The sequence below is a fragment of the Bradyrhizobium sp. P3_C3 genome (assembly GCF_056402655.1).
In genome coordinates, this window is sequence record NZ_JBFUGY010000043.1 from 60,627 (window position 1) to 70,941 (window position 10,315).

A 10,315-nucleotide genomic window follows, 5' to 3' on the forward strand; every position below is an offset into this window, starting at 1 on the left:
CTAACCTTCCGACATGCCGTAGCCGGCCATGCGCTGGCTGACACGTTCGATCTCGGCACTCGACAGCAGTGGCGGTTTTCCGATCTGGAGGCAGCCGTGATACTGCCGCGCCAGCGTCTCGACCTCGACGGCGAGCCACATCGCCTTGTCCAGCGTCTTGCCGACCGCGATCATGCCGTGATGGTCGAGCAGACAGGCGAGCCGGCCCTCCAGCGCCCGCAGCGCGTGCTCGGACAGCTCCGCCGTTCCGAAGGTGGCATAGGGTGCGCAACGGATACTGTCACCGCCGGCGGCCGCGATCATGTAGTGCACGGGCGGAATCTCCATGCCCATGATCGCCAGGATGGTGCAATAGGTCGGATGAGCGTGGACGACGGCGTTGACGTCGGGCCGCGATTTCAGGATGTCGCGGTGGAAGCGCCACTCGCTGGAGGGCTTCTGACTGGGGGCATGCGAGCCGTCCATCGCCATGAACACGATCTGGTCGGGCGTCATGGCGTCATAGGGCACGCTGGTCGGCGTGACCAGGAGCCCGTCCACATGCCGGACGCTGATATTGCCCGAGGTGCCCTGGTTGATGCCGAGCGCGTTCATGCGGCGGCACGCGTCGATTATGGCCTGTCGCTTTGCGAGCTCGTCCGCTGTCATCGACATCCCGATTTCATCTCGACTTTTTGGCGATGGGCGTTTGTTAGACCGGGAGTACGTCAAAGCAATGTGGCAGCGCAAGAGAAAGCGGCCGGGATTGGCCGCTGCCTTGCCGGCTGTACCGTTACATCAAGAAACCAGTTGTAAAATCAGTATATTAGCAGATTGTCGCAGGTTTACGAAAAGCTCGCCCGGACGGCCGCAATTCCGTTGATCACGAACTGCACCGAATAGGCCGCGAGCAGCATGCCAAGCACGCGTGAGAGCACGGCATTTCCGGTGCGCCCGAGGGTGCGCGCGATCAGGCTCGCGGAGACGAAGCACAGCACGCAGAGCAGGCAGACGGAGACGACGACCGCGATGATGATCGCGAGCTTGGCCCCGTAGCCGGCATTGCCCGTCAGCAGCAGCGTGGTCGCGATCGCGCCGGGACCGGCCATCATCGGGATGGCCAAGGGAAACACCGCGACGTCGGAGGCGTGCTCCGAGGTCGCCTTGTCGGCCTCGCGCGCCTCGCGATGCGGACGGTCGCCGAAGATCATCTGGTAGGACACGCCGAACAGCAGCAGTCCACCGGCGATCTGGAAGGCGGGGATGCCGATCCCGAGTTGGCGCAACAGCCAGTTTCCGGCCAGCGAGATCACCACCAGGATCGAGGCCGCGATCAGCGGCGCGCGCAGCGCGATCGTGCGCTTGACCTTGTCGGGCATGCCTCCGGTCGCGGCCAGGAAGGCCGGCGCAAGGCCGACGGGATCGACCACCAGCAGCAGCGTCACGAAGGCGGACAGGGCGAAGTCGAGCATGCGGGTAGGTCTCACGCGAGGTGCAGCCGCAATCCATAACCGCTGGAGGAGGCCTTCGCGAGGAACATTTGCCCTCGCAGAGTCTTGGTCGCGCGAGGATTGAGGAAGGCATCGCCCTTCCCGTGTCGCCTCAAGAGGAGGATTTATGGCTAAACGAGCGAAGAAACGTGCGAACGCGAAAAAGACCGCGGCGCGCCGTCCGCGTCAGGCACCGAAGATGTTGAGCGACCTGTTCCTGGAGACGCTGAAGGACATCTATTACGCCGAGAACAAGATCATCAAGACGCTGCCGAAGATGGCCAAGGCGGCGCATTCCAAGGACCTTGCCGCCGCCTTCAACAAGCATCTGCGCGAGACGCAAGGCCAGGTCAAACGGCTCGACCAGATCTTCAAGATGCTGGGCAAGCCGGCCCGCGGAAAGCCCTGCGAAGCGATCAACGGCATCACCGACGAGGGCGCCGAGATCATGAAGGATTTCAAGAACGCCCCTGCCCTCGACGCCGGCCTGCTCGCGGCCGCTCAGGCCGTCGAGCACTACGAGATCTCCCGCTACGGCACGCTGCGCACCTGGGCCGAGGAGCTCGGCATGCCGGACGCGGCAAGGCTGCTCCAGGAGACGCTGGACGAGGAAGAGGCGACCGATCACACGCTGACCGAGCTCGCGACCTCGGTCATCAACCTCGAAGCGGAAGAGGAGTACCGCGCCGCGGCCTGATCGGCGCGACGCGCCCTACTGTTGCCTTCGATGCCGCGGAATATCCCCGCGGCGTCGAAGCGTGCGACGACAAGGGCCTCTTCCGGTTGGAGAGGCCAGGCATGCTCCAAACGCGCGATGCTGGAATTTTGGGGAACCGTCCCCATATGCTCGTTTTCCAACCGCAGCGCCTTCCCCGAGTTTTGCCATGCAACCCAAAAATCCCCTCGACTGGATGCTGTCCGAAGCCCTGGACTCGCTGACCCGCGCCGAACGGCTGCGGCAGCAGTTCGGCCGCCAGGAAGCCTGCTGGGAGCCGCCGATCGACGTGCTCGAGACCGAGCATGAGCTTTTGATCCTGGTCGCGCTTCCCGGCGTCAACCCTGACAATGTCGAGACGGTGATCCTCGACGGCGTGCTCGTCATCTCCGGCCAGCGCACGCTGCCGCCGGAGCTTCGCAACGCCCGCATCCACCGGCTCGAGCTGCCGCAGGGCCGCTTCGAGCGGCGCATCGCGCTTCCCGTCGGCCGCTACGCCATCAGCCGCTTCGTGATGGACGGCTGCGTCGCGCTGCGCCTCGCCAAATCCTGAGGTCGATCATGGCCACCGAGCAGATGAATACCGCACAAGCCAATTCCCAAAATAATCCCGACGTGAAGATTCCCGAAGACGCGCTGATCGTCATCCCGGTGCGCGAGATGGTGCTGTTTCCCGGCGCCATCGCGCCGATCGCGATCGGCCGGGCGAAGTCCATCGCCGCCGCGCAGCAGGCGCTGCGCGAGCAGCGGCCGGTCGGCATCGTCCTGCAGCGCAGCCCCGAGATCGAGGAGCCCGGACCTGACGATCTCTACCGGGTCGCGACCATCGCCAACATCGTGCGCTACATCACCGCGCCCGACGGCACGCATCACATCGTCTGCCAGGGCGTGCAGCGCGCCCGCATCCTCGACTTCCTGCCGGGAACACCGTTCTTGGCCGCGCGTTTCCAGCAGATCCCCGAGCCGACCACGAGCTCGCCCGAGATCGAGGCGCGCGCGCTGAATCTGCAGCGCCAGGCCATCGAGGCGGTCGAGCTGCTGCCGCAGGCGCCGCCCGAGCTGGTCGCGATGTTCCAGAGCACCACCGCGCCCGGCGCGCTGGCCGACCTGGCGACCTCGTTCATGGACATCAAGCCGCAGGACAAACAGGAGGTGCTGGAGACCATCGACCTCGCTTTGCGCGTCGAGAAGGTGTCGAAGCATCTGGCCGAGCGGCTGGAGGTGCTGCGCATCTCCAACGAGATCGGCCAGAAGACCAAGGCTTCTTTCGACGAGCGTCAGCGCGAGGCGATCCTGCGCGAGCAGATGGCCACCATTCAGCGCCAGTTGGGCGAAGGTGACGGCAAGGCCGCCGAGGTCGCTGAGCTGACGGCTGCCATCGCCAAGGCCAACATGCCGCCGGAAGCGGAGGCGCACGCCAAGAAGGAGCTGCGCCGCTACGAACGCATGCCCGAGGCTGCCGGTGAGTCCGGCATGGTCCGCACTTATCTCGACTGGCTGATCGAGCTGCCCTGGGCGCTGCCCGCGGAGAAGCCGATCGACATCAAGGAGGCACGCCGCATCCTCGATGCCGACCATTTCGGCCTGGAGAAGATCAAGGGCCGGATCATCGAATATCTGGCGGTGCGCAAGCTCGCTCCGCATGGCAAGGCGCCGATCCTGTGCTTCGTCGGCCCGCCCGGCGTCGGCAAGACCTCGCTCGGCCAGTCCATCGCGCGCGCGATGGATCGCCCCTTCGTGCGCGTCAGCCTCGGCGGCGTGCATGACGAGGCCGAGATCCGCGGTCACCGGCGCACCTATATCGGCGCGCTGCCCGGCAACATCATCCAGGGCATCAAGAAGGCCGGCACGCGGAACTGCGTCATGATGCTGGACGAGATCGACAAGATGGGCCGTGGTGTGCAGGGCGATCCCTCGGCCGCCATGCTGGAGGTGCTCGACCCCGAGCAGAACGGGACGTTCCGGGACAACTATCTGGCCGTGCCGTTCGACCTGTCACGCGTGGTGTTCATCGCGACCGCCAACATGCTGGACCAGATTCCGGGTCCGCTGCTGGATCGCATGGAGCTGATCAGCCTCGCCGGCTACACCGAGGAGGAGAAGCTGGAGATCGCGCGCCGCTACCTGGTGCGTCGTCAGCTCGAGGCCAACGGCCTGACGGCCGAGCAGGCCGAGATCGAGCCGGAGGCGTTGAAGCTGGTCGTCAAGGGCTACACCCGCGAAGCCGGCGTGCGCAACCTCGAGCGCGAGATCGGCAAGGTGTTCCGCCATGCCGCGGTGCAAATCGCCGAGGGCACGGCTGCCAAGGTCGTGGTGAGCCCGAAGGACATCGCCATCGTGCTCGGCCAGCCGCGCTTCGAGGGCGAGATCGCGCAGCGGACCAGCATTCCGGGCGTCGCCACCGGGCTCGCCTGGACGCCGGTCGGCGGTGACATCCTGTTCATCGAGGCCTCGCGCGTGCCCGGCCGGGGCGGCATGATCCTGACCGGCCAGCTCGGCGACGTCATGCGCGAGAGCGTGCAGGCTGCGATGACGCTGGTGAAGAGCAAGGCCACGCAGCTCGGCATCGATCCGTCGGTGTTCGAGAAGAGCGACATCCACGTTCACGTGCCGGCGGGCGCAACCCCGAAGGACGGACCGAGCGCGGGCGTTGCGATGTTCACGGCGTTGACGTCCCTGCTCACCAATCGCACGGTGCGCAGCGACACCGCGATGACCGGCGAGATCTCGCTGCGCGGCCTGGTGCTGCCGGTCGGCGGCATCAAGGAGAAGGTGGTGGCTGCGGCCGCCGCCGGATTGAAGCGGGTGATGCTGCCGGCACGCAACAAGCGGGACTACGACGACATCCCGAAGAGCGCGCGGGACAACCTCGAATTCATCTGGCTGGAGCGCGTCGACGAGGCCATCGCCGCAGCGCTCGAGCCGGCTGATGCCAAGGTCGAAGCGGCGGAGTGAAGGCGATGAAGAGACTGCTGGAAAAGGCGAAGCGATCGCGGAAGACGCAGCGGCTGCGTCAGCTGCTCGACCGTGCTATCGACCAGGTTCGCGATGCGCTGGCGGCACCAGGGCCGCGGCTTCAGCCCGTTCCGGTCCGGGTGAAGCGCCGCAAGGGTTGAGCCCTCCGTCTCAAGCCCTCGCGGCAGCCCCAAACAAAAGGCCCCCTCCTAGCCGAGGGGGCCTTTGCGTTGTTAGCCCACCGCGTCCTTGGCGGCCTTGACCGGGCGGGCGCGGACGATCTTCCGGGCCGGCTTGGCCTTGAACATCATCTCTTCACCCGTGAACGGGTTGGTACCCTTGCGCGCCTTGGTCGCGGGCTTCTTGATGACCACGAACTTGGCGAAGCCCGGCACCAGGAACAGGCCGTTCTTCTTGAGCTCCTTGTGGCCGACGTCGGTCAGCGTCTCCATGACGCTCTTGACGTCGCGCTTGGAAAGCTCGGTGGCGGTCGCAATCTTTTCGATCAGCTGCGATTTGGACATTTGGGTTGGCATCGTGTCTCCTCTGATTCGTTGCCGGTTGCATATTAGACCAACCGTTGAAGGCCCAGAGCCTTCTGCACAGTTTTGTCGCGATTTTACGGGCTTTTTTGGCCCTCTGAGGCAAAAAACCCTGCTTTTCAGCGGCTTCCAGAGCGGAAGGAGCCTCCGGCAGCGGTTTTTGCCTTGTTTCAAAGGCCCGCACGCCGCCTTGCTAAAGCTGATTCGCTGCTTTCGACAAGCGACGACCGGCCTCTTTGTGAAAGGCCGGTCGCGATTCACCCTGAAAAATAAGGCTAGATCGTCGTGTTGCGGCGTCTCGGCTACTCTCTCACCCTGTTCTTACGGGGGCGCGACGAGCTTCGCTCGCGCTAGATACGCTCGATGATGACGGCCGGAGCCATGCCGCCGGCGGCGCACATGGTGACGAGACCGCGCTTCAGGTCGCGCCGTTCGAGCTCGTCGAGCACGGTGCCGATCAGGATCGAGCCGGTGGCGCCGATGGGATGGCCGAGTGCGATCGAGCCGCCATTGACGTTGACCTTGGCGCGGTCGAGCTTGAGGTCGCGGATGTACTTTTCCGCCACCACCGCAAAGGCCTCGTTGATTTCAAACAGGTCGATGTCGTCGATGGAGAGCCCCGCCTTCGCCAGCACCTTGCGCGTGGCCGGCACCGGCGCGTTCAGCATCAGGGTCGGCGAGTCCCCCATATTGGCCATCGCGACGACGCGAGCGCGCGGCTTCAGGCCGTGCGCGCTGGCATAAGCGGGCGATGCGAGCAATATCGCGGCGGCACCGTCGACGACGCCGGAGGAATTGCCGGCGTGATGCATGAAGTCGATGTTCAGGTCCGGGTATTTCTGCAGGATGAGGCCGCGATAGGTCGTGCCCTTGTCGTCGAGCGCATAGTCGGCGATCGCGGGGAATGCGGGCTTCAATGCGCTCAGCCCTTCCATCGTGGTCTGCGGCCGCGGATACTCTTCATGATCGAGCGCGAGGCTGCCGTCCTCGCGATGAACAGGCACGAGGCTCTTCTTGAAGTGGCCGCCGGCAATCGCCTGCGCTGCGCGCTTCTGGCTTTCGAGACCGAGCGCGTCGACGTCCTGCCGCGTGATGCCTTCCAGCGTCGCGATCGCGTCGGCGCAGACGCCCTGATGCGACTGCGGATGCCGCGCACGCAGGCGCAGATTGCCGGAGTCCATCATCATCGGACCGCCGCCGCGGCGTCCTTCCATCGACATCATCTCGCAGCCGCCGGCGATGACGAGGTCTTCGGTGCCCGACATGATCGAGGCCGCCGCCATGTTGACGCTGGTGATGCCGCTTCCGCAGAAGCGGTCCAGCGTCACCGCGCTGGCGCGCACGTCGTAGCCGGCATCGAGCGCCGACATGCGGCCGAGGTCGCCGCTTTGGGTCGCGACCTGCGCGCTGCAGCCCCAGACGATGTCGTCGACGTCGGCGGTGTCGATGCCGGTGCGATCGGCGAGCGCGCGCAGCACGGTCGCGCCGAGCTGCTGCGGATGAATGCCCGAGAGTGCTCCCTTGCCGGCCTTGCCGACGCCCCGCGGGGTCCGGCAGGCATCGATGATCAGCGCGTCAGCCATTGGCGTTGTCCTCTTGTTTATGGGTGTTGATGTCGTTTCTGAATAAGGGGAAGAGTGGAGTCAACGTGCGGTGCCGCGCGGCCTCCTTGCAAAAAACTGAAAAACAACCCCATGCACAGTAGAAGCGCGGGTTCCGCATGGGGCGCGGTGATACCGGTGAAGCGATTGGCCTGTCAGGCTAAACGGCCGTGGCCGCGCGATCTTGCGTCACCTCGCCCCGCCTGCGGGAAGAGGTCGGATTTTACGCGCGGCGGAAAATCCGGGAGAGGGAGAGAAAGCTATGCCCCCGCCGCGTTCTTCGCGATCACGTTGCGGTAGAAGGTCGCGCTGAGCTTTGGCGTGCGCACCTGCGTGTCGAAATTGACGTGATAGAGCCCGAAACGCTTGTTGAGCCCGAACACCCATTCAAAGTTGTCCAGCAGGCTCCAGAGGAAGTAGCCGCGCACCGGCACGCCCTCGGCGGTGGCGCGCTGGAGCTGCGCGAGATAGTTGCGCAGGTACATGATGCGGTCGGTGTCGTAGATCTTGCCGTCGGGCGTCACCACGTCGTCGCCGGAGGTGCCGTTCTCGCTGATGTAGATCGCATCCGTCTTCCAGATCTTTGCGGCCAGCTTCGGCACCCAGTAGATCGTCTCCGGCGCGACGCGGAGCCAGTTCGAGTTCATATGCGGGAACGATTTCGGGATCGGCAGCGGCATGAAGCCCGCGCCATGGTCGGAGGGCACCACATAGTTCTGTGGCGCGTAGATGTTGAGGCCGAGGAAGTCGACCGGCGAGGAGATGATCTTCAGCTCGGCGTCGGTGTATTTCGGCGCATCGGCGCCCGCGTATTTCAGGAAGGCGTCGGTATACCGGCCCGTCATGATGACGTTGAGATAGCCGGCGTTCATCTCGCGCAGCGCGATCTCGGCCGCACGGACATGCTCGGGCGTGTCGATTGCGGGAACGCAGACGTCGATATTCTCGGCCGGCCCGACCCTGGTGCCGCGGCGGCCGTGCGCCCGCACCGCCTGCACCCCGAGCCCGTGCGCGAGCGCGCTGTTATGCCTGACCTGGTTGACCTCCGCTTGCGGCAGCGTCACGCCGGGCGCGTCGATGCCGAGGCCATAGCCGAACTGGACGAAACGTCCGCTCTCGTTCAGCGTGAACACGTTCTTGACGCGATCGGTCAGGCGCTCGGCGACATAGCCCGCATAGTCGCCAAAGATCTTGCACGTCTCGGTCGAGCGCCAGCCGCCGAAGCGATCCTGGAGCGATTGCGGCAGGTCCCAGTGATAAAGCGTCAGCCACGGCTCTATGCCGTTCTTGAGGAGCTCGTCGACGAGACGATTGTAGAAGTCGAGCCCCTTCGGGTTCGGCTTGCCGTCGCCGTCCGGAAACACCCGCGGCCATGCCACCGAGAAGCGGTAGGCTTTGCAGCCGAGCTCCTTGATGAGCGCGATGTCTTCCTTGTAGCGGTGATAATGCTCAACGGCGCGATCGCCAGTGGTGCCGTCCTCGATCTTGCCGGGGATGCGCACGAACTTGTCCCAGATCGAAGCCCCCCGCCCGTCGACGTCGACCGCACCCTCGACCTGATAGGACGAGGTCGCCGTGCCCCAGACAAAGCCCGCCGGAAAGCCGTCCACGCCCCGCGGCGCCGGCGCCGGCTTAACCTCGGCGGCCTCCAGCGGATTTGCGATTCCGGCTGCGGACAATCCCGCCAGCTTGGCAAACTGGCGACGCGAGACCTTGTCCGACATTGATACTGCCCCTTGAGACGATTGTTGCGGCGGCACAATGGCGTGTCGGAAGCTGCTTGAAAAGCGGGAGTTCCGGGACTTTCGGATGCAAAAATGCAGAAGAACGCCCGGATTTACCCCCTGCCCTGCTTTTTGCCCTTCACGCCCTGAGCCGCGTCGAAGCACGCCAACAGCGAATTGATCACGGCTCGCGAGCCCAGACCATCCACCACGAAGTCGCGGTCCTTGCCGTTGGGCGGTATGATCTTCAGCTTCGCGCTGCGAATGCAGGAGCGATCGTCCGAAACCATCGATAGAACGATCCGACGCTCCACCATCGATGGCAAGAACGCATACGTCCGTTCACAAACGCGGTCCCGAGTGATTGCGAGTCCTGCTGCGGCCGTCGCGCCAGCCTGGCAAGCTGGCAACGCGAAGCCTTGTCCGACATGATGCTGTATTGAACCGAGCACGCCGAGCGACCCGGCTCGCTCGATCAGCGCGAGCGCTTGGGCAATTTCGGAAGCTTGTCGGGATTGAACGCGGCTACCTGCTCGGTTCGCTCACGCGCGGGCGGCTGCTGTTCCGTGAGAATGAGCGTACCCTGGAGGATCATTCCCGGCATCTGCGCTGCCTTCGCCGTGTAGGTCGCGACCTTGCCGGGGCAGTTTCCCTCGATGTCCAGCGTGAGCTCGTCGTCGATGCCGAAGACCGTTGCACGTCCGTCGGTGTGACGCTTCGTCGACACGGTGGCGGTGAAGCGATCTCCATCGACCTTGCAGGAGCCGTGATAGGTCATCAGGCTGTCGCAGCCCCAGATTTGTCCGTCTGCGACATGGACGATCCCGGTACCCTGGTCCAGTGGCGTCTTGTACCACGCCGCGTAGGTGCCGTCCTTCAGCATGGGAGCAGTCTCCCTTGACATTCCCTCGCGAATAATCCGCATGATCAGCGCTAAGAAACGGTTAATCGCGCGGCCCGTGCGAATCCGGTCTGTCCCTTCGCAACTCGGCTTCCAGATCCTCGATGATGCTGTGAAGCAGGCACGCGGCAAGCGGATCGGTGACTTCGCGCTCCAGAAGCCTGTAACGCGCGATCTGGAATTCCCGCTCTCGCAACTGGTGCTCTGTCATCGGACGGGCCCTCCGGCAAACCTACCCGGAAACAGCCAAGTCGTTTCGTTACAATTTTCAGATCATTTGCTATGGTTTCTGATCGGTAAAGGAACGCGGCGCCAAGCAGGTCGGTGTACGGGGTTTGCAATGTCGATCGTTCAAAGCTATCGCGCCTTCGCCTACAATAATGCCTGGGCGAACCACCGGTTGCTCCG

At 64.5% G+C, this 10,315-nt stretch carries 11 protein-coding genes and 1 pseudogene; 5 read left to right on the forward strand and 7 right to left on the reverse strand.

Translation table 11 applies throughout. The annotated features are described in order from the left end of the window. Both AC1DW2_RS35120 and AC1DW2_RS35125 read right to left on the reverse strand, forming a co-directional pair. Positions 1-654: an L-fuculose-phosphate aldolase gene (locus tag AC1DW2_RS35120; protein ID WP_193560895.1), complete on the reverse strand. Its 654-nt coding sequence runs from the start codon at positions 652-654 to the stop codon at positions 1-3. A 170-nt stretch (positions 655-824) separates the two neighbouring features. Next, positions 825-1,451, reverse strand: coding sequence for a MarC family protein (locus AC1DW2_RS35125; RefSeq protein ID WP_085405701.1), 627 nt, complete (start codon positions 1,449-1,451; stop codon positions 825-827). 145 nt (positions 1,452-1,596) lie between these two features. Between AC1DW2_RS35125 and AC1DW2_RS35130 the strand changes: the two genes are divergently transcribed. The 4 genes from AC1DW2_RS35130 to AC1DW2_RS35145 all read left to right on the forward strand — a co-directional run bounded on the left by AC1DW2_RS35130 (position 1,597) and on the right by AC1DW2_RS35145 (position 5,300). After that, on the forward strand, positions 1,597-2,166 hold the full coding sequence (locus tag AC1DW2_RS35130) for a YciE/YciF ferroxidase family protein (protein WP_063982009.1): 570 nt from the start codon (positions 1,597-1,599) through the stop codon (positions 2,164-2,166). Between the two features lie 187 nt (positions 2,167-2,353). Then, complete coding sequence (locus AC1DW2_RS35135) at positions 2,354-2,737, forward strand: Hsp20/alpha crystallin family protein (protein ID WP_014493661.1); 384 nt, start codon at positions 2,354-2,356, stop codon at positions 2,735-2,737. A gap of 8 nt (positions 2,738-2,745) precedes the next feature. Then, positions 2,746-5,139, forward strand: coding sequence for an endopeptidase La (gene lon / locus AC1DW2_RS35140; RefSeq protein WP_283017227.1), 2,394 nt, complete (start codon positions 2,746-2,748; stop codon positions 5,137-5,139). A gap of 5 nt (positions 5,140-5,144) precedes the next feature. Beyond that, positions 5,145-5,300, forward strand: coding sequence for a hypothetical protein (locus AC1DW2_RS35145; protein WP_201266282.1), 156 nt, complete (start codon positions 5,145-5,147; stop codon positions 5,298-5,300). A 72-nt stretch (positions 5,301-5,372) separates the two neighbouring features. Here AC1DW2_RS35145 and AC1DW2_RS35150 read toward each other — a convergent pair whose 3' ends face one another. From AC1DW2_RS35150 to AC1DW2_RS35170, 5 genes are all read right to left on the reverse strand, one after another. Then, the gene (locus tag AC1DW2_RS35150) at positions 5,373-5,675 is read right to left on the reverse strand and encodes an HU family DNA-binding protein (protein ID WP_014493658.1); all 303 of its coding nucleotides are present in this window, start codon (positions 5,673-5,675) and stop codon (positions 5,373-5,375) included. A 356-nt stretch (positions 5,676-6,031) separates the two neighbouring features. Continuing rightward, on the reverse strand, positions 6,032-7,264 hold the full coding sequence (locus AC1DW2_RS35155; RefSeq protein WP_085405697.1) for an acetyl-CoA C-acetyltransferase: 1,233 nt from the start codon (positions 7,262-7,264) through the stop codon (positions 6,032-6,034). 278 nt (positions 7,265-7,542) lie between these two features. Next, on the reverse strand, positions 7,543-9,006 hold the full coding sequence (locus tag AC1DW2_RS35160; protein ID WP_085405695.1) for a GH1 family beta-glucosidase: 1,464 nt from the start codon (positions 9,004-9,006) through the stop codon (positions 7,543-7,545). A gap of 113 nt (positions 9,007-9,119) precedes the next feature. Continuing rightward, positions 9,120-9,296, reverse strand: a complete 177-nt coding sequence (locus AC1DW2_RS35165) for a hypothetical protein (RefSeq protein ID WP_166100412.1) — start codon at positions 9,294-9,296, stop codon at positions 9,120-9,122. Between the two features lie 185 nt (positions 9,297-9,481). Next, entirely contained in the window at positions 9,482-9,889 is a 408-nt protein-coding gene (locus AC1DW2_RS35170) for a hypothetical protein (RefSeq protein WP_085405692.1), read from the reverse strand. 154 nt (positions 9,890-10,043) lie between these two features. On the opposite strand from AC1DW2_RS35170, the pseudogene AC1DW2_RS35175 reads away from it, so the two are divergent. Continuing rightward, a pseudogene (locus tag AC1DW2_RS35175) lies at positions 10,044-10,315 on the forward strand (hypothetical protein); the annotation flags it as partial.

Bases quoted from the DNA above. Each gene is read 5' to 3' on its own strand.
- AC1DW2_RS35145 (WP_201266282.1), top strand. From the start codon at position 5,145: ATGAAGAGACTGCTGGAAAAGGCGAAGCGATCGCGGAAGACGCAGCGG.
- AC1DW2_RS35155 (WP_085405697.1), bottom strand. From the start codon at position 7,264: ATGGCTGACGCGCTGATCATCGATGCCTGCCGGACCCCGCGGGGCGTC.
- AC1DW2_RS35170 (WP_085405692.1), bottom strand. From the start codon at position 9,889: ATGCTGAAGGACGGCACCTACGCGGCGTGGTACAAGACGCCACTGGAC.
- AC1DW2_RS35125 (WP_085405701.1), bottom strand. From the start codon at position 1,451: ATGCTCGACTTCGCCCTGTCCGCCTTCGTGACGCTGCTGCTGGTGGTC.
- AC1DW2_RS35135 (WP_014493661.1), top strand. From the start codon at position 2,354: ATGCAACCCAAAAATCCCCTCGACTGGATGCTGTCCGAAGCCCTGGAC.
- AC1DW2_RS35120 (WP_193560895.1), bottom strand. From the start codon at position 654: ATGTCGATGACAGCGGACGAGCTCGCAAAGCGACAGGCCATAATCGAC.
- lon (WP_283017227.1), top strand. From the start codon at position 2,746: ATGGCCACCGAGCAGATGAATACCGCACAAGCCAATTCCCAAAATAAT.
- AC1DW2_RS35130 (WP_063982009.1), top strand. From the start codon at position 1,597: ATGGCTAAACGAGCGAAGAAACGTGCGAACGCGAAAAAGACCGCGGCG.
- AC1DW2_RS35150 (WP_014493658.1), bottom strand. From the start codon at position 5,675: ATGCCAACCCAAATGTCCAAATCGCAGCTGATCGAAAAGATTGCGACC.
- AC1DW2_RS35165 (WP_166100412.1), bottom strand. From the start codon at position 9,296: ATGGTTTCGGACGATCGCTCCTGCATTCGCAGCGCGAAGCTGAAGATC.
- AC1DW2_RS35160 (WP_085405695.1), bottom strand. From the start codon at position 9,006: ATGTCGGACAAGGTCTCGCGTCGCCAGTTTGCCAAGCTGGCGGGATTG.